Origin of the sequence: Actinospica acidithermotolerans, from assembly GCF_018139625.1 — a bacterium.
GTDB lineage: Bacteria > Actinomycetota > Actinomycetes > Streptomycetales > Catenulisporaceae > Actinospica > Actinospica acidithermotolerans.
Map to the genome: position 1 here is coordinate 19,835 of NZ_JAGSOH010000022.1, position 17,102 is coordinate 36,936.

At 71.5% G+C, this 17,102-nt stretch carries 19 protein-coding genes and 1 riboswitch; of the genes, 10 read left to right on the forward strand and 9 right to left on the reverse strand.

Going from position 1 to position 17,102, the window contains the following annotated elements; genetic code table 11:
* Positions 1 to 74: 74 nt before the first annotated feature.
* The gene (locus KDK95_RS10505; protein WP_212517884.1) at positions 75 to 1,130 is read left to right on the forward strand and encodes a Gfo/Idh/MocA family oxidoreductase; all 1,056 of its coding nucleotides are present in this window, start codon (positions 75 to 77) and stop codon (positions 1,128 to 1,130) included.
* Between the two features lie 33 nt (positions 1,131 to 1,163).
* On the opposite strand, the gene KDK95_RS10510 is transcribed toward KDK95_RS10505, so the two are convergent.
* Positions 1,164 to 1,754, reverse strand: a complete 591-nt coding sequence (locus tag KDK95_RS10510) for a TetR/AcrR family transcriptional regulator (RefSeq protein WP_212517885.1) — start codon at positions 1,752 to 1,754, stop codon at positions 1,164 to 1,166.
* Positions 1,755 to 1,825: 71 nt separating this feature from the next.
* Between KDK95_RS10510 and KDK95_RS10515 the strand changes: the two genes are divergently transcribed.
* Positions 1,826 to 2,707, forward strand: coding sequence for an oxidoreductase (locus KDK95_RS10515; RefSeq protein WP_212517886.1), 882 nt, complete (start codon positions 1,826 to 1,828; stop codon positions 2,705 to 2,707).
* A 180-nt stretch (positions 2,708 to 2,887) separates the two neighbouring features.
* Here KDK95_RS10515 and KDK95_RS10520 read toward each other — a convergent pair whose 3' ends face one another.
* The 4 genes from KDK95_RS10520 to KDK95_RS10535 form a co-directional block, all read right to left on the reverse strand.
* Positions 2,888 to 3,448, reverse strand: a complete 561-nt coding sequence (locus KDK95_RS10520; RefSeq protein WP_212517887.1) for an isochorismatase family protein — start codon at positions 3,446 to 3,448, stop codon at positions 2,888 to 2,890.
* The gene (locus KDK95_RS10525) at positions 3,448 to 4,092 is read right to left on the reverse strand and encodes a response regulator (protein ID WP_212517888.1); all 645 of its coding nucleotides are present in this window, start codon (positions 4,090 to 4,092) and stop codon (positions 3,448 to 3,450) included. Before KDK95_RS10525 ends, KDK95_RS10520 begins: the two co-directional genes overlap by 1 nt.
* A 97-nt stretch (positions 4,093 to 4,189) precedes the next feature.
* Positions 4,190 to 4,945, reverse strand: a complete 756-nt coding sequence (locus tag KDK95_RS10530) for an SDR family NAD(P)-dependent oxidoreductase (RefSeq protein ID WP_212517889.1) — start codon at positions 4,943 to 4,945, stop codon at positions 4,190 to 4,192.
* A gap of 128 nt (positions 4,946 to 5,073) precedes the next feature.
* Positions 5,074 to 5,451, reverse strand: a complete 378-nt coding sequence (locus tag KDK95_RS10535; protein ID WP_212517890.1) for a cupin domain-containing protein — start codon at positions 5,449 to 5,451, stop codon at positions 5,074 to 5,076.
* Between the two features lie 73 nt (positions 5,452 to 5,524).
* On the opposite strand from KDK95_RS10535, the gene KDK95_RS10540 reads away from it, so the two are divergent.
* The 7 genes from KDK95_RS10540 to KDK95_RS10570 all read left to right on the forward strand — a co-directional run bounded on the left by KDK95_RS10540 (position 5,525) and on the right by KDK95_RS10570 (position 11,332).
* Entirely contained in the window at positions 5,525 to 6,520 is a 996-nt protein-coding gene (locus tag KDK95_RS10540; RefSeq protein ID WP_212517891.1) for a phosphotransferase, read from the forward strand.
* Between the two features lie 244 nt (positions 6,521 to 6,764).
* A complete protein-coding gene (locus tag KDK95_RS10545) occupies positions 6,765 to 7,397 on the forward strand; it encodes an isochorismatase family protein (RefSeq protein WP_212517892.1) in 633 nt (210 codons plus the stop codon).
* A gap of 4 nt (positions 7,398 to 7,401) precedes the next feature.
* Positions 7,402 to 8,325: a GlxA family transcriptional regulator gene (locus KDK95_RS10550; RefSeq protein ID WP_372463299.1), complete on the forward strand. Its 924-nt coding sequence runs from the start codon at positions 7,402 to 7,404 to the stop codon at positions 8,323 to 8,325.
* A 67-nt stretch (positions 8,326 to 8,392) separates the two neighbouring features.
* Positions 8,393 to 9,292, forward strand: a complete 900-nt coding sequence (locus tag KDK95_RS10555; protein WP_212517894.1) for an SPFH domain-containing protein — start codon at positions 8,393 to 8,395, stop codon at positions 9,290 to 9,292.
* A gap of 6 nt (positions 9,293 to 9,298) precedes the next feature.
* Positions 9,299 to 9,571, forward strand: a complete 273-nt coding sequence (locus KDK95_RS10560; RefSeq protein WP_249160852.1) for a type II toxin-antitoxin system antitoxin — start codon at positions 9,299 to 9,301, stop codon at positions 9,569 to 9,571.
* A gap of 193 nt (positions 9,572 to 9,764) precedes the next feature.
* A complete protein-coding gene (locus KDK95_RS10565) occupies positions 9,765 to 10,724 on the forward strand; it encodes a TerC/Alx family metal homeostasis membrane protein (protein WP_212517895.1) in 960 nt (319 codons plus the stop codon).
* Between the two features lie 80 nt (positions 10,725 to 10,804).
* Positions 10,805 to 11,332: a hypothetical protein gene (locus KDK95_RS10570; protein ID WP_212517896.1), complete on the forward strand. Its 528-nt coding sequence runs from the start codon at positions 10,805 to 10,807 to the stop codon at positions 11,330 to 11,332.
* 142 nt (positions 11,333 to 11,474) lie between these two features.
* On the opposite strand, the gene KDK95_RS10575 is transcribed toward KDK95_RS10570, so the two are convergent.
* Together KDK95_RS10575 and KDK95_RS10580 are read right to left on the reverse strand one after the other, a co-directional pair.
* A complete protein-coding gene (locus KDK95_RS10575) occupies positions 11,475 to 12,449 on the reverse strand; it encodes a threonine/serine dehydratase (protein WP_212517897.1) in 975 nt (324 codons plus the stop codon).
* Complete coding sequence (locus KDK95_RS10580) at positions 12,446 to 13,387, reverse strand: alpha/beta fold hydrolase (protein WP_212517898.1); 942 nt, start codon at positions 13,385 to 13,387, stop codon at positions 12,446 to 12,448. The genes KDK95_RS10575 and KDK95_RS10580 overlap by 4 nt, the downstream gene beginning before the upstream one ends.
* A gap of 293 nt (positions 13,388 to 13,680) precedes the next feature.
* A riboswitch (cyclic di-AMP (ydaO/yuaA leader) is annotated at positions 13,681 to 13,832 on the forward strand.
* A 6-nt stretch (positions 13,833 to 13,838) separates the two neighbouring features.
* Between KDK95_RS10580 and KDK95_RS10585 the strand changes: the two genes are divergently transcribed.
* Positions 13,839 to 14,825 (forward strand): LysM peptidoglycan-binding domain-containing protein, encoded by a 987-nt coding sequence (locus KDK95_RS10585; protein WP_212517899.1) that lies wholly within the window; start codon positions 13,839 to 13,841, stop codon positions 14,823 to 14,825.
* A 200-nt stretch (positions 14,826 to 15,025) separates the two neighbouring features.
* On the opposite strand, the gene KDK95_RS10590 is transcribed toward KDK95_RS10585, so the two are convergent.
* Positions 15,026 to 15,427, reverse strand: coding sequence for a DUF779 domain-containing protein (locus KDK95_RS10590; protein WP_212517900.1), 402 nt, complete (start codon positions 15,425 to 15,427; stop codon positions 15,026 to 15,028).
* 100 nt (positions 15,428 to 15,527) lie between these two features.
* On the reverse strand, positions 15,528 to 17,051 hold the full coding sequence (gene exaC / locus KDK95_RS10595) for an acetaldehyde dehydrogenase ExaC (RefSeq protein ID WP_212517901.1): 1,524 nt from the start codon (positions 17,049 to 17,051) through the stop codon (positions 15,528 to 15,530).
* Positions 17,052 to 17,102 lie beyond the last annotated feature (51 nt).

The following is a 17,102-nucleotide window of genomic DNA, read 5'->3' on the forward strand; positions in this document are numbered from 1 at the left end:
TCCCCGGCCCCGCGGCCGGGGACACGGGGACGGGACACCGGGACGGCGCACCGGGCGCGTGATTGACTGGACCCATGTCCAACTCTCCAGCGGCCGCCCGAGTCGGCCTGATCGGCTACGGCACGGCGGGCCGCTTCTTCCACGCCCCGCTGCTCGCCACCACCCCCGGCCTCGAGCTCGCCGCCGTCGTCACCTCGGACGCGGCGCGACGGGCCGACATCCACGCGGCGTACCCGGGCACGCAGGTCGTCGCCTCGGCCGACGAGCTGTGGCCGCTGGAGCTGGACCTGGTCGTCATCGCCTCCCCCAACAAGACGCACGTCCCGCTCGCCGAGGCCGCCCTCGCGGCGGATTCCGCGGTCGTCGTCGACAAGCCGCTGGCGATCACGTCGGCGGACGGACAGGCGCTGGTCGAGTCGGCGAAGGCGCGCGGCCTGCTGCTGAGCGTGTTCCAGAACCGCCGGTGGGACGGGGATTTCCGCACGGTCGCCCAGCTCGTCGCGGACGGCCGGCTCGGCACCGTCCAGCGCTTCGAGTCGCGGTTCGAGCGCTGGCGGCCGAAGCTCAAGGGCGGCTGGCGGGAGTCCGGCGGACCCGAGGAGGGCAGCGGCCTGCTCTACGATCTCGGCAGCCACCTCGTCGACCAGGCGCTTAACCTCTTCGGTCCCGCCGCCCACGTGTACGCGCAGGCCGACGTGCGCCGCGAGGGCGCGACGGCGGACGACGACACCTTCATCGCCCTGACCCACACGTCGGGCGTCCGCTCGCACCTCTGGGCCAGCGCCACCGCCGCCGCGCTCGGCCCGCGCTTCCGCGTGCTGGGATCGCAGGGCTCGTACGTGACATACGGCCTCGACGGCCAGGAGGACGAGCTGCGCGCCGGCCGCACGCCGCACGACGCGGGCTTCGGCGTGACTCCGCGCGAGCGGTACGGCACGGTCGGCGCGGAGGGCGAGTTCGAGACGTGGCCGACGCTGGACGGCCGCTACACGGACTTCTACGCGAGGATCCAGCGTGCGCTGCGCGGCGAGGGCCCGGTGCCGGTCGACCCGGGCGACGCCGTCGCCGCGCTCAAGGTGATCGAGGCCGCGCGGATCTCGGCGGACGAGAATCGCGTCGTCGTCCTCTGACGCGCCGGCGGAATCGCGCGGCCTTGCTGATTTCTATGGTCGCAGCCCTCTGACCAGGTGATCGAGTGCGTCGCCGAGGGCCTGGTCGATGTCGGCCTCCGGGATCACGCCGATCGAGGCGAGGTTCGCGACTCCGTGCACGGTGAAGAACGCCGAGTACGCGATCCGCTCGACGTCGCCGGCGTGCACGTCGCCGGTGCGCTGGCCGTCGGCGATCGCGGCGTACACGGGCGCCGCCAGACGCATCCAGGCCTCGTGCATGTCGTCGAGCGCGTCCGTGTCCGCCTTGCTGGAGAACATCAGCGCAATGAGCTCGCGCTCGCTCACCGCGAAGTCCACCGTCGCCCGGGCGAGCGCCTCGAGCCGGGCGCGGAATCCGGCCTCGGGGCCGGGATCGGCCTTGGCCAGCGCCTCGGCCATCCGCGCGAACCCGAGCAGGGCGACGGCGTCGAGCAGCGCGCGCCGGTCCTTGAAGTGGCGGCTCGGCGCGGCGTGGCTGACGTTGAGATCGCGCGCCAGCTCGCGCAGCGAGAGCGCCGAGGCCCCCTTCTCCCGCAGCGTCCGCCCGGCCTGTTCGAGGAGTGCGGCGCGCAGGTCGCCGTGGTGGTAGGAGCGGTTCGCCATGGTCAGCAGGATACAAAAGGCCGCGCGTGTTGTCATTGACAACTTTGTTGGCAGTGGCTACATTCGGGGCCATGGGAACATGGAGCACGAACGATCTTCCGAACCTGACCGGCCGCACGGTGATCGTCACCGGCGCGAACAGCGGCATCGGCCTGGCCACCACCCGCGCGCTGGCCGGAGCCGGCGCGCACGTCGTCCTCGCGGTGCGCGACGTCGAGCGCGGCCGGGCCGCCGCCGCGAGCGCGCCCGGCAGCACCGAGGTGCGCCGCGTGGACCTGGCCGACCTCTCCAGCGTGCGCGCGTTCGCCGCGGAGTGGGACGGCGAGATCAGTGTGCTGATCAACAACGCCGGGATCATGATGGTCCCCGAGGGCCGGACAGCGGACGGCTTCGAGCGCCAGTTCGGCACGAACCACCTGGGCCACTTCGCGCTCACCAACCTGCTGCTGCCGCAGATCACTGACCGCGTCGTCACGCTCTCCTCGCGCGCGCACCAGTGGGACCGCGGCCGGATGTACTTCGACAACCTGAACCTGACCGGCAACTACTCGCCGACCCGCGCGTACGCCCAATCGAAGCTCTCGAACCTCCTGTTCACGGCCGAACTGCAGCGTCGGCTGACGGCGGCCGGCTCGTCGGTGCGCTCGCTGGCCGCGCATCCCGGCTACGCGGCCACGGAGCTCCAGTCGCATTCGGGCAGCCGCGTCACCGGCGCGCTGCTGAAGGTCGGCAACGCGGTCTTCGCGCAATCTGCCGAGGCGGGCGCGCTGCCGTCGCTCTACGCCGCGACGCAGGACCTCCCCGGGGACAGCTTCGTCGGCCCCGACGGCTTCGCCGAGATGCGCGGCGGCCCCAAGCTCGTCGACCGCTCCGACGCCGCCAAGAACACGGAGAGCGCCGCGCGGCTGTGGTCGCTGTCCGAGGAGATGACCGGCGTGAAGTTCCCGTTCTGACGGGGCGTCGGAGCGGGTTCGCCAAGGCGGCGCGGAGGCGTCACGGGCGCGGAGGTATCAGCGGCGCGTATCCGTCAGCAGCCAAGGCGGCGCGGAGGCGTCAAGGACGCGGATCCGTCAGCGGCCGAGAGCGGCACGGATCCGTCACCACCGCGGGCTCGCCAAGGCGGCGCGGAGGCGTCAGCGGCGGGCGACCTCGTTGAAGTCCACGTCCCTCGCGTGGGGCGCTATCTCGACCTCGTCGCCCAGGGCCCATTCCGCCACCCGGGCGACGTGGTGGGCCGGGACTCGCTCGGCCAGCCCGTCGACGGCGGGAATGTCGTAGGTCCCGTGCGCGTCGTGCGGCAGGAGAACCCGGTAGCCGCGCTCCATCGCTCCCCTGGCGGTCGCGCCGACGCACATCTCCGACTGCACGCCGCAGACCACGAGGCGGTCCACGTCGTACTGATGCAGTAGCTCGTTCAGCCGAGTGCCGACGAAGCCGTCGTCCTTCGTCTTGCGTACGACGACTTCCGTGTCGCTCAATCGGACGGGCAGCGCCAACTCCCAGCCGGGCGTCCCCGGCTCGTCCGGCGCGCCGTCCGGGCCGTCGTTCTGCAGGTGGACGACGAGGGCGCCGGTGGCCCGGGCGCGGCCGAGCAGCAGCCGGATGTTCTCGAGCAGCGGCCCGGGGCCGGGCACGGCGTGCGGCCCGCGGACGAAGGCGGTCTGCAGGTCCACGACGATCAGCGCGTCGGCCATCAGTGGGCCCCCTCGGATCGGAGCGAGGCCGCGAGCACGGCGATCTGCGTGCGGCGCTCTATCGCGAGCACGGTCAGGATGTGCGAGACGTGGTTCTTGATCGTGCGCTCGGAGAGGTTGAGCCGGCAGCCGATCTGGCGGTTCGTCAGCCCCTCGCCGATCAGCCGGACGATCTCCCGATCGGTCACGCCGAGGTCCCGCAGCGGGTCCGACCTGGCCGCCTCGATGCGCATGCGTTCGAGCAGGCCGTCCGAGCCCGGGGCGTCGAGCAGCGAGCCTCCGGCGGCGATCTTGCGCACGGCGTCGATCAGCTCCGCGCTGTGCACCGACTTCAGGACGTAGCCCGCGGCACCGGCGTCGAGCGCGTCGAGCAGTATCGGGTCGTCCTCGGACACGGTGAGCATCAGGCAGGCGGCCGGGTTCGGCTCGGCGCGGATCGCCCGGCACAGGGCCACGCCGTCGCCGTCCGGCAGGCGCGTGTCCAGCAGCACCACGTCCGGCCGCGTCGCCTGGATCCGGGCGAGCGCGTCGGCCGCGAGCGCCGCCTCGCCCACGAGCTCGATCTCGCTCTCGACCTCCAGCAGCGCGGCCACGCCGACGCGCAGCAGTTCCTGGTCGTCCACGATGAAGACGCCGATCGTCATGCCGCCTCGCCGCCTCCGTGCTCGTCGCTGCCATCAGCCTTCGACCCTGCAATACGCGTCCGCATATCGTCAAGCTGACACGCAGGGCGCCGGGGAGTCAGGTCGCGGTCCAGCCGCCGTCGAGCACCAGCGTCGCTCCGGTCATATAAGAGGAGTCGTCGGAGGCCAGGTAGGCGCAGGCCGAGGCCACCTCCTCGGCCCGGCCGAGCCGGCCGAGCAGGGTGCGCCCCTCGATGGTCCGGCGCAGCCGCTCCGGGTCGGAGGTCGAGTTGATCACCTCGTGCAGCTGCTGCGTCGAGATCGGCCCGGGACACAGGGCGTTGACGCGTATCCCGGCCTTCGCGTGGTCCGCCGCGAGCACCCGCGTGAGCTGCACGAGCGCCGCCTTCGAGGTGCTGTAGGCGGCCGGGCCCGGCGCGCCGACGAGCGCCAGCTCCGAGGACATGTTGACGATCGAGCCGCCGCCGCCGCGCTCCATCGCCGGGATCGCGGCCTTGGCGCACAGGAACGCGCCGCGCAGGTTGACGCTCATCAGCTCGTCCCACACCGCGCCGCCGCCGTCCAGGACGCTGCTCGCGAATGCGAAGGTCGCGTTGTTGACGAGCACGTCGACCCGGCCGAACTCGGCCTCGATCTCCGAGAACAACGCCATGACGTCGGCTTCGTCCGCCACGTCGGCGTGGATGTAGAGGGCCTTCGCGCCGGACTCGACGAGCATCCGGGCCTCGGCCGACGCGTCGTGCACGTCGGCGAGCACCACCCCCGCCCCCTCGGCGGCGAAACGCCCCGCGGTCGCCAGGCCTATCCCGCCCGTGGCGCCGGTGATGACGGCGACTTTGTTGCTCAAGCGCATGTACTCGTCCTCTCCGCCCCGGGAAACGCGCCGGAACGGTGTGGGTGGGTGCGATCGGTGGGTGGTCGCAGCACTCACAGCGCCGGCGGCTGTGGGTTCCGCCCCGTCACCATAGCGGTACTCCGCGCTTACAGGGCGCGCGGCGACTCTGCTTTGTATCCGGGGACTGACGGCCAGCGGACGATGAGCATCACGCTCTCCTGCTCGGCGACCCAGGAATGGTCCACGCCCCTGCCCCACGTCACGTAATCGCCCGGCTCGGCGAGCAGCACGTCGCGGTCCGGGAAGCGCAGCCTGAAGCGCCCGGACACCAGCACCGCGAACGTCGTGCGGGCCTCGCCGCGCACCCACTGCGCGCGCTCCTCCCCCGCCGGATGCACACCCCACTTGATCTCGATCTCGTCGCTGTGCCGCGGGTCGCCGGGCGGCATGAAATGCCCGAGCAGCCACCCCGCGTTCGCCGCCCCCTCCGCCGGGGCCCTGCCGACGTACACCTCTGCGCTCACGCGGGCAGGCTAGCGCAGGAAGATCCGCCGCCAATTGCGGGCGGCGGGCCTGCCAGCGCGTTATCGTGCTGACATGCTCGCTCCGCCGAAGGGCCTGACTGAGGACGCGCTGGCCGCGACGCTCTCGCGCGGCTGGGGGATCGAGGTCGCGGGCCTCGAGTACCGGGCCGTGGGCTTCGGCAGCCACCACTGGGAGGTCGTGGAGGCCGGCGGCGCGCGCTGGTTCGTCACGGTGGACGAGCTGGCCAGGCGGCGGCACGCGGCCGACGAGACGTACGCGCAGGTCCAGGCGCGGTTGGCGGCCGGGATCGGGGCGGCGCGGGCGCTGCGGAACCTCGGCGAGCGCTACGACTTCGTGGTCGCGCCGGTCCCCTCCCTCGACGGCGCCGTACTGATCCCGGCGCGCGAGGGATTCTGCGTGGCGGTGTATCCGCTGCTGGAGGGCGAGAGTTTCCGCTGGGGCGAGTTCCGCTACGAGGACCAGCTGCCCGCCGTCGTCGCCATGCTGATCGACGTCCACAGCGCGCCCCCCGGCTCGGCGCGCGGCGCGATGGCCGACGACTTCGGCATCCAGATGCGCCACGAACTCGAACGAGCCCTCGCCGACGGCACCGCCGTCACGGATCACGGCCCGTACTCGATCCCGCTCGGCGCCCTGATCAGCCACCACGAGCAGTCCGTCACCGCCGCGCTCAAGCGGTACGACGCCCTGGTCTCGCGCGTGGGCCCCGATGCGCACCGCGTCCTCACCCACGGCGAGCCGCACGCCGGGAACACGATGTTCACGGCCGAGGGCTGGAAGCTCATCGACTGGGACACTGCCCAGGTCGCCCCGCCCGAGCGCGACCTGTGGAACCTCGACCCCGGCGACGGCTCGGTGCTGCACGAGTACGCCGAGGCCACCGGCTACGCGCCGAACCACGAGCTCATCGACCTGTACTCGCTCCGCTGGGACCTCACCGACCTCGCCGTCTTCGCCGGCGAGTTCCGCCGCGAGCACGGCGACGACGCGAACACCGCGAAGGCGTGGGTGAGCGTCCAGAGCGTCATCGAGGCGCTCGGCCGCTAGGCCGTGTCTTCAAACTTGCGTTGGATCAGGCCGCGGCGTCTGACGCGTGCGCTCGCAAGGCGCAGGGGCGGGCGCATACTCGGTCGTCTGCAACCGCCCCTGCAACGCCGCGAGCGTGCGTGGCAGGCGTCGCGGACCCGGCGATAGTTTGAAGACACGGCCTAGGCGCTGCTGACCGGATCGGTCCGCTCCCGGACCGGATTCGATCTACCGCGACACCGGCTCCGGTGGACAGAATCGTCGTATGCCATCCAACAGAGCTTTGATCGTCATCGACGTCCAGGAGTCCTTTCGCGCGCGGCCGATCTGGGCCACGATCTCCAACCCGGACATCGTGGACGATGTGAACCGACTCGTGGCGCACGCGCGCGGCGCTGGGGACCTCGTCGTGTGGGTGCTGCACTCCGAGACGGGCAGCGGCGGCGTGTTCGATCCCGCCTCCGGCTTCGTCCGCTACATCGAGGGCCTCTCCCCCGAGGCCGGCGAGCCGCAGATCACCAAGACCTCGCACAACGCGTTCACCACGACGAACCTCGGCCAGATCCTCACCGCGCACGGTGTGCGCGAGGTCGCGATCTGCGGCATCCGGACCGAGCAGTGCTGCGAGACCACGGCCCGGGTCGCGTCCGACTTCGGGTACGACGTCACCTTCGTCATCGACGGCACGGCCACGAACCCGATCCCGCACCGCGCGCTGGTCGAGTCCGTCGGCGACCCGGACGCGCTCACGGCCGAGCAGCTGCTCGCCGATCCGCGCACCTTGTCCGCGCAGGCCGTGATCGAGCGGGTCGAGTACGCGCTGGCGGGGCGCTTCGCCCGGATCGCGACCGTCGACGAAGTGGTCTCCGGCGCGCTGGACGAAGTCGGAGTACGCTGACCGGATCGTGAAGGTCGTCTTCCTGCTCACGCCGCATCTGCACCTGCTGGACCTCGCCGGCCCGGCCCAGGTGTTCTCGACGGCGGCCGAATTCGGCTACCCGTACGAGTTGTTCTACGTGGCGGAGCGGGAGGAGGTGCCGACCGCGCAGGGCCTCGGACTGCGCGCGAGCACGATGTGGCCCGAGCTCGCCGCCGAGGACCTGATCATGGTGCCCGGCAGCGGGCAGCCGACGCTCGCCACCGGCCCGCGGCCGCGGGGTTCGACGCTGGACCGGCTCGTCGCACACCACGCTGCCGGAGGCTCCGTCGCCAGCGTGTGCTCGGGGGCGGACGTCCTCGGCCAGGCCTGCCTGCTCGACGGGCGCCGCTGCACGACGCACCACGGGCTTCAGGACGAGCTCGCGCGCCGCTACCCGAGGGCCCGGGTCGAGCGCGACGTGCTGTTCGTGCTCGACGAGCGCGTCGTCACCTCGGCCGGCATCGCGAGCGGCATCGACCTCGCGCTGCACCTGCTGGCCACGCGGCACGGACCGGCGGCGGCCGCGCGCGTGGCCCGCGACATGGTCGTCTACGCGCGGCGCACCGGGGACGAGTCGCAGAACAGCGCGATGCTGCGGCACCGCTGGCACCTGCGCGACGCCGTGCACCGCGCGCAGGACCAGATCGACACGCACTACGCGCAGCCGTTGCGGCTGACCGAGCTGGCCGCCGTGACCGGCGTGAGCGAGCGGACGCTGACCAGGCAGTTCGTGGAGAGCACCGGCCTGACCCCGCTGCGCTACCAGCAGATGCTGCGGGTCGAGCACGCCGAGCACATGATCAGCCACGGCGAGACGGTCGAGGCCGCGGCGCACGCCGTGGGCTTCGCGGACGCCCGGATGCTGCGCCGGCTCCGGGCGCGCGCCCCCTTGACCGCCGAAAAGTGATATCACTATGCTATCCCTCCAGGGGGCGCAGACCGCGCCCGGTTCTCGACGAGGGCGGCGACCAGCCATGAGCACACCCATCACCACGACCGGCCGGGTGCCGGTGGTTCCGGTCAGCGAGCGCGAGCAGCCCAGCCTCGCCGGCATCCCCATGCTGGTCCTCGGCGTGGTGCTGCTCGGCGGCGGCATCGCGCTGCTGACCGCGTCGAAGTCCGTCTCGCCGGCGCCCGGGATCATCGTGCTGGTGGCGGCCGTCCTCGCGGTCAAGGGCCTCACCCCCATCTCGCCGGGGCAGGCGCGCGTGGTGGCGCTGTTCGGCCGCTACCTCGGCACGGTGCGCACCACCGGCCTGCGCTGGGTCAACCCGTTCACCACCCGGCAGCGCGTCTCCACCCGGATCCGCAACCACGAGACGCAGACGCTCAAGGTCAACGACGCCGACGGCAACCCGATCGAGATGGCCGCAGTCGTCGTCTGGCAGGTCGAGGACACCGCGAAGTCCGTCTACTCGGTCGAGGACGCGCGCGACTTCGTCACCACCCAGGCCGAGACCGCCGTGCGGCACATCGCCGGCCACTACCCGTACGACTCGCGCGGCCTCGACCGGATCTCGCTGCGCGACAGCGCCGACGAGGTCACCTCGCAGCTCTCCAGCGAGCTCTCGCAGCGGGTCGCGGCGGCGGGCGTGACCATCATCGAATCGCGGATCACGCGGTTGTCCTACGCTACGGAGATCGCGCAGGCGATGCTGCGCCGCCAGCAGGCCGACGCCGTCGTCGCCGCCCGCGAGCGGCTGGTGGAGGGAGCGGTGGGCATGGTGCGCACGGCGCTGCGGCAGATCGCGGAGGAGAACCTGGTGGACCTGGACGAGGAGCGCAAGGCCACGATGGTCAGCAACCTGCTGGTGGTGCTGTGCAGCGACCAACCGGCGTCGCCGGTGGTGAACACCGGCACGCTCTACCAGTGAGCTGATATGGCAGAGCGCAAGAGCATCCTGCTCCGGCTCGATCCGAAGGTCCACGACGCGCTCGCGCGCTGGGCCTCGGACGAGCTGCGCAGCACCACGGCCCAGATCGAGTTCCTGCTCAGGCAGGGCCTCGCCCAGGCGGGCCGGCTGCCGCGCGAGGTCGGCGGCATGCCCCGCCGCGGCCGGCCCCCCAAGGAGGCGGCGGCGGGCGAAGACGACGGGAATCCGCCGGACGCGAGCAGGGAGGCCGACGGCGCGGAGCCCGACTCGGCGACGTGACCGGCGGGCTGACCTGCGATCCTCGACACGCTCTCGGTGAGCTGCCAGAATAGTGAGTGGAGGGGAGTATTCCCCCGACGATTCGGTCGTCACCACGGATCGGCCCCATGGCCGGTCCCGGCCGGTCGGCCCGCGCGTTCGCGACGCGGGTGGAAGAGACCTCCGGCGATGTCTCGTACGCCGGAGGAATGCCATGCACGTCCCCTTCTGGGTCTGGGCGGCCACGGTCGCCGGCCTGTCCGTCCTGATCGCCGTCGACTTCTTCGTCGGCCGCAAGCCGCACCGCGTCAGCCTCCGCGAGGCCGCGCTCTGGGGTGTTTTCTGGGTGGTCGCCGCGGGCGTCTTCTGCGCCGGACTCTGGTGGTCCGGCGGCGCGCGCGAGGCGGGCGAGTTCCTCGCCGGCTATGTGACGGAGAAGTCCCTGTCCGTCGACAACCTCTTCGTCTTCGTGCTCATCATGAGCCGCTTCGCGGTCCCGGCCGAGCTTCGGCAGCGCGTGCTGCTGGTCGGGGTGCTGCTCGCGCTCGTCATGCGCACGGCGTTCATCGCCCTCGGCGCCGCCGTCATCGCCTCGTTCACCTGGGTCTTCTTCATCTTCGGCGCGGTGCTCGTGTGGACGGCGTGGAAGCTGGTCACCGGCGGCGGCACGGCCGAGGAGGAGTTCCACGAGAACGCCCTGCTTCGCCGCGTGCGCAAGGCCCTGCCGAGCACCGAGGGCTACCACGGCACCCGGCTGACGGTCCGCGAGGCCGGCCGCCGCCTGGTCACGCCGCTGTTCGTGGTCATCGTCGCGCTGGGGACGACGGACCTGCTGTTCGCGCTGGACTCGATCCCGGCGATCTTCGGCCTGACGAAGGACCCGTACATCGTCTTCACCGCGAACGCCTTCGCGCTGATGGGCCTGCGCCAGCTCTACTTCCTCATCGGCAGCCTGCTCGACCGGCTGATCTACCTCTCGTACGGGCTCGCGGCGATCCTCGGCTTCATCGGCGTGAAGCTGGTCCTCGAGGCGCTCCCGTCCATCGGGGTGCACCCGCCGCACATCTCGACGTCGCTGTCCCTCTCGGTCATCGCCGTGGTCCTCGCGGCGACCGCGGCGGTCAGCCTGATCGTCGCCGCCCGACGGAACTCGGACACCCCAGCCGCGGTGTGACCGCCGGGCGCTTTCGAATAAAGCCCTGGAAGGAGTAGCGCGGGTCGTGGCCGGGTCGCGGGTGCACCAGCATGTCGATCATGGAAACGACGAGGTGCCGGCGGACGGCGGTCATCGGCGGCGTGGCGCTCGCGGCGGTGTGCGCGGCGGGCAGCGCGGTCGGCGCGGCGGCCAATCCGATCATCATTCAGCCGAACCCGGTCGCTCCGGGCGGGACGATCTCGGTGTTCGACGGCGGCAACTGCGACTTCCCGTCCACCGGAACCGTCACGTTCACGGGCGGCGGGAGCGTGGCCATTCCGTCCATCCGCATCAGCCCCCTGCAGAACATGATCGGCGGCACCGGTCCGATCCCGGCCAAGGCGACGCCTGGCACGTATCAGGTCTCGCTGACGTGCACGACCTCGGGCGGGCATACCGAAGGCCCGTTCACCGGCACGCTCAAGGTCGCGTCTGGTGCGAGCTCCGGCGTGAATCCGACCGGCGGCGCGAAGACCGGCGACGGCGCGTCGCTGACGACGCCGGGCGGGTTGGCGGAGGGTATCGCGCTGGTCCTGATCGGCGGCGGTGCATGGCTCTTCCTGCGCAAGCGGCGCGCCAGCGCGTAAGGGCGGAGACACCCAGTCACTCGTGCGGCGCGGCACAGTCCGACTCAGCGCGGCGCGCCGCGGTGTGTAACGCGGCACAGCACAGCTCAGCGCCGCGTGCCACGGCCCTGGACCGCCGACCGGCGGTCCAGGGCCGGCTCCGTCACGCGAGCACGCTCGCCGGGTCGGTGTTGGCGCCGCACAGGATCACGGCCACGTGCTCATCTTCTTCGGGCACGTATACGCCCTGCGACAGTGCGGCGAACGCGGTGGCGCCGCCGGGCTCGACGACCACCCTTCTGCGGTCCCACAGGTCGCGTCGCGCCTGCATGATCGCGTCGTCGGTGACCAGGAGGCTGGTCACGTTCGGGCTCTGGGCCAGGTCGAAGGCCATCCGGGAGACGCGGCGTGCGCCGAGGGCGTCGGCCGCGACCGAGTCCACGGCGACGTCGACGGGGCGGCCGGCCTCGAGGGACGCGTTCAGCGCGCGGCAGTTCTCCGGTTCGACGGCCACGACGCGGATCGGGCTGTCGGCGACGGCCGCGGCGATTCCGGAGAACAGGCCGCCGCCGCCGACCGACACGACGATCGTGTCCACGTCGGGGACCTGCCCGAGCAGTTCCGTCGCGATGGTGCCCGCGCCGGCGGCGATCAGGGGGTTGTCGTACGCGTGGGAGAGCAGGGCGCCGGATTCGCGGGCGAATTCGATCGACGCGGCGAGGGCGTGCGCGTACTCGGTGCCGACCAGGCGCACGTCCGCTCCGTAGCCGCGCAGCTTGGCGACCTTGAACGCGGGCGCGGTCTCCGGCACGAAGACCGTCGCACGGGTCTGCGTCGCCCGGGCCGCCCACGCGCACGCCAGGCCCGCGTTGCCGCCAGAGGCGATGGCGATGCCCGCCTCGGGCATCGTGCCGCCCCGCAGATGGAAACCCGCGAGGTTCGCCGCGCCGCGCGCCTTGAAGCTGCCGGTGTGCTGCATGTACTCGAGCGCGAACGTGACCCGGCGGCCAGGATGGAGGTCCGTGTCCGCGGGCGCGACCGCGAGCGGGCGGACACGGCCGGCGATGCGGTCCTGCGCGGCCTTGACGTCGGACGGCCCGAGCGGCGACGGGTCGAGGCCGGCGGCAGGTGCGCTCACGATGCGGCCCTCCCGGGTTCGTGATCGGCGGAGGTCGGGAACGGCAGCACGTCGACGAGCGCGTCGGCCGCCTCGTCCGGGATCCAGTGGCTCACGCCCTCGAGCTCGACGAAGCGGTACGGGCCGGCCGCGTACGCCACGCAGCGCTCGGCGGCGTCGCGCGAGATCGCGATGTCGCCCGTCGACCAGACGAAGACCACCGGGGCCTCGATAGCGGGCACCGAGGTGCCCTCGCCGAACTTGGCCGCGCGGTACCAGTTGAGGGCGGCGCGCAGCGCGTCCGGCTCGCCGAGCACGGAGAGGTGCGGTTCGATCACGGAATCCGGCAAGGGGTGATAAAGAGCACGCAATCGCCGCGCGCCGTCCTCGAGCAGAACCCCGACGGCCTTCTCCGGATCGCGGAAGAGCTGGACGTATTCGGACATCTTCCGCTGCCGCGGACTCTGCGCGAGCGCCTCGGCGAACGCGGCCGGGTGCGGGACCGAGACCGCGGTGAGCGTGCGAACACGCTCCGGATAGCGGGCCGCGAGGTACCAGCCCACCATCGCCCCCCAGTCGTGGCCGACGACGTCCACGTGTTCGATCCCGCACGCGTCGAGCAGGCCCGCGATGTCGGCGGCGAGCGCCGGCAGGGCGTACGCGGACGGGTCGGCCGGGCGCGCTCCCGGAGAGTATCCTCGCTGGTCAGGGGCGATGAGCCGGAGCGGAGCTCGCGACGCGGCGAGCCGGGCCGCGACCGCGTCGTACGCGCGGTGGGTCTGCGGGAAGCCGTGCAGCAGCAGCACCGGGCGGCCGCCGGGGACGCCCCGCTCGGCCACGGTGAAGGTCAGGTCGCGCACCGCCACCTCGCGGATCCGCCAGCCGCCCTCGCCCCCCGCCGCCGGGTCCGCCGCATCCCGGGTGACGCCTTCGTCGCCCTGGGTATCGAATTCCGCCACGGGAACCGCCCTCTCACCGTCGATCGCCGCCGTTCAGACCGCTTCGGATCGACCCTACGCCACCCCGCGCGAGCGCCGCGGAATCCACGGCCCGTCAGCTGACCCGGCGTCAATTCCCGGAAATTGTCCGAATTATTCATGAATATCGAAGTCTGCGCACAGCCGTTTGAGGAGTGGATCAACCACCCTCCGCATCGTTATCGTTCAGTGACATTTCTGGCTCGAAACCCGGGTCCGTTTTGGCCTAGTGTGCTCATCCAGTTGCTGGTGTTCAGATACGAACTTACGCATCGACAGCAACACCGCCGAGTTCACGCGGACGCGACAGCCGTCCGCGAGGAGCCGGGGACCCAATCCCCCTGGGGTGAATCCGCGTCCGCGCGGTAGGGCGACCTCTTGCGCCCGAACCCGTCAGCTAACCCGGTAGGCGGCCAAAGAGGAAAGAGCAAGCATGTCTTCGCACCGCAAGCCCAGGCTTTTCAGCGCCCGAAAGCGGGCCCGGGCCGTAACCCTGTGTGCCGCCACCATCGGCGCCGCCGCGATGCCCGCCCTCGCTCAGGCCGCGACCAGCGGGTCGAGCGCGACCGCCGCCGTGACCGTGCACCCCAAGGCCACCACGCACGTCGCCAGCGCCGTCGTGCGCACCGCGGCCCTGCAGGCGGCCAAGGCCACGAGCACCGGCACCGTCATCGCCGTCTCGGACACCACCGGCTCCTCGTCGTCCTCGTCCTCGAGCGACAAGACCTACACCGTGGTCTCCGGTGACACCCTGTCCGGCATCGCCGAGCGCGAGCTGGGCAGCGGCGACAAGTACTCCGAGATCTTCTCGGCGAACAAGGACAAGTCCGAGTCGGACGGCCGCACCTTCACCGACCCGAACCTGATCTACCCGGGCTGGACCCTCGAGATCCCGACGGCCTCGGCCACCGAGAGCAGCTCCGGCTCGTCGAACTCGTCGAGCTCCTCCTCCGACTCGGACGGCTCCGCCTCGTCGAGCTCGAGCAGCTCGTCGAGCTCCAGCGGCAGCTCGTCCAGCGCCTCCGCCGACTCGGCGTCGTCCTCCTCCTCGTCGAGCTCCTCGTCCACCTCGTACGCGGACAACCTGGACGGCTGGATCAACGAGGCCATCTCGATCCTGAACGCGAACGGCTACTCCGTCTCGTACAACGCGATCTACGAGACCGCGATGAACGAGTCGAGCGGCAACCCGGACGCCGAGAACAACTCCGACTCGAACGCCGCCAACGGCAACCCGTCGAAGGGTCTGATGCAGACCACGCAGACCACCTTCGACGCGTACGCCCTCTCCGGCTACAACGACATCTGGAACCCGGTCGACAACATCATCGCGGCCGCGATCTACGCGCAGGACACCTACGGCGGCCTGGACAACGTCGTGTCCGCCCGCTGCGGCGGCTCCTGCTGGTACGGCTACTAGGCCGAAGAGCCGGCACCGCCGGCACCGCGGACCTCACGCACAGCGCACCACGCGGTACGCGACGAGGTCCCGGGCGTCACACCTCTCCCGACGCCCGGGGCTCCGCCGCGTACCGCGTCGCCGCGTTTGGATGGGGATTGCGGGCAGACGGATACCCGCCGTGCCGACGAGGATCGGCACGGCGGGCTGCAGGGATCCATCTATCTCAGCGCTCTTCGATCAAGTACCTCCTCTTCGAGATCGGTGAGCAGCCGCGACCTGATCATGAATCGCACGCCCTCGGGAGCCTCCAGCGAGAAACCGCTGCCGCGTCCTGGGACGACGTCCACGGTCAGGTGTGTGTGGCGCCAGCGCTCGAACTGCCCGGCGCCCATCCAGAAGGAGACCGGTTCGGCGACGCCGGGCACCTCGAGCCGCTCCAGGAGCACGTCCGCGGAACCCGTGCGGAACTCCCCGGCGAGGTAGCACATCGGCGAGCTGCCGTCGCAGCAGCCTCCGCTCTGATGGAACATCAGCGGCCCGTTGGCCGCGTACAGGTCGCGCAGCACCGCGGCCGCCGCCTCGGTGACGGCGACGCGGTGGACCGCCGTTTCCTCAGCCATCTTCGCTCCGCACCGCCCTTCGTTGTTCGCGTGACGTCGATGTCTCCGGCCGGCGCCGCTGCCCCGGCGCCGGCCGCCCTCGCTCCCCTGCGGCCGCGGCCTAGAAGAAGCCCATCGCCTTCGGGCTATAGCTGACCAGCAGGTTCTTCGTCTGCTGGTAGTGCTCGAGCATCATCTTGTGGTTCTCCCGGCCGATGCCCGAGCCCTTGTACCCGCCGAAAGCCGCGTGCGCCGGGTAGAGGTGGTAGCAGTTCGTCCACACCCGGCCGGCCTGGATCGCCCGGCCGGCCCGGTAGGCGGTCCCGGCGTCGCGGGTCCACACGCCGGCCCCGAGGCCGTAGAGCGTGTCGTTGGCGATCTTGATCGCGTCGTCGAAGTCGTCGAAGGCGGCGACCGAGACGACCGGGCCGAAGATCTCCTCCTGGAAGATCCGCATGTGGTTCGCGCCCTCGAAGATCGTCGGCTGCACGTAGTAGCCGCCGCTCAGCTCGCCGCCGAGGTCGAGGCGCTCGCCGCCGGTGAGCACCTTGGCGCCCTCGGCCTGGCCGATCTCCAGGTAGGACAGGATCTTCTCGAGCTGGTCGTTCGAGGCCTGCGCGCCCACCATCGTGTCGGTGTCCAGCGGGTGGCCCCGCACGATCCGCTCGGTGCGGGCGACCGCGTCGGCGAGGAAGTCGTGGTAGTGGCCGCGCTGGATCAGGGCCCTGCTCGGGCAGGTGCACACCTCGCCCTGGTTCAGCGCGAACATCGTGAAGCCCTCGAGCGCCTTGTCGTAGAAGTCGTCGCGGGCGCTGGAGACGTCGTCGAAGAACACGTTCGGGCTCTTGCCGCCGAGCTCCAGGGTGACCGGCTTGATGTTCTCGCTGGCGTACTGCATGATCAGCCGGCCGGTGGTGGTCTCGCCGGTGAAGGCGATCTTGGCGACCCGGGCGCTGGAGGCGAGCGGCTTGCCCGCCTCGACACCGAAGCCGTTGACGATGTTGACCACGCCGGGCGGCAGCAGGTCCGCGATCAGGCCCATGAGGAAGTGCACCGACGCCGGGGTCTGCTCCGCCGGCTTGAGCACCACGGCGTTGCCCGCGGCGAGCGCCGGGGCGAGCTTCCAGACGGCCATCAGGATCGGGAAGTTCCACGGGATGATCTGGCCGACGACGCCGAGCGGCTCGTGGAAGTGGTACGCGACGGTGGCGTCGTCGAGCTCGGCGAGGCTGCCCTCCTGGGCGCGCAGGGCTCCGGCGAAGTAGCGGAAGTGGTCGATCGCGAGCGGGATGTCGGCGGCCAGGGTCTCCCGGATCGGCTTGCCGTTCTCCCAGGTCTCGGCGAGCGCGAGTTCGGCGAGGTGCTCCTGCATCCGGTCGGCGATCTTGTTGAGCACGTCGGCGCGCTGCGCGGCGGGGGTGCGGCCCCAGCCGGGCGCGGCCGCGTGCGCGGCGTCGAGGGCGCGCTCGACGTCCTCGGCGGTGCCCCGGGCGACCTCGCAGAACGTCTGCCCGGTGACCGGGGTCGGGTTCTCGAAGTACCTGCCGCCGGCCGGCGGGACGTACTCGCCGCCGATCCAGTGGTCGTACCGGGTCGAAAAGGACATCAGTGCGTCGGGCTGGCCCGGCGCCGCGTACCGCGTCATCGTGCGCCTCCACGGGAGAGTCGGGCCGCTCGCCGTTGCGCGGCCTCGATC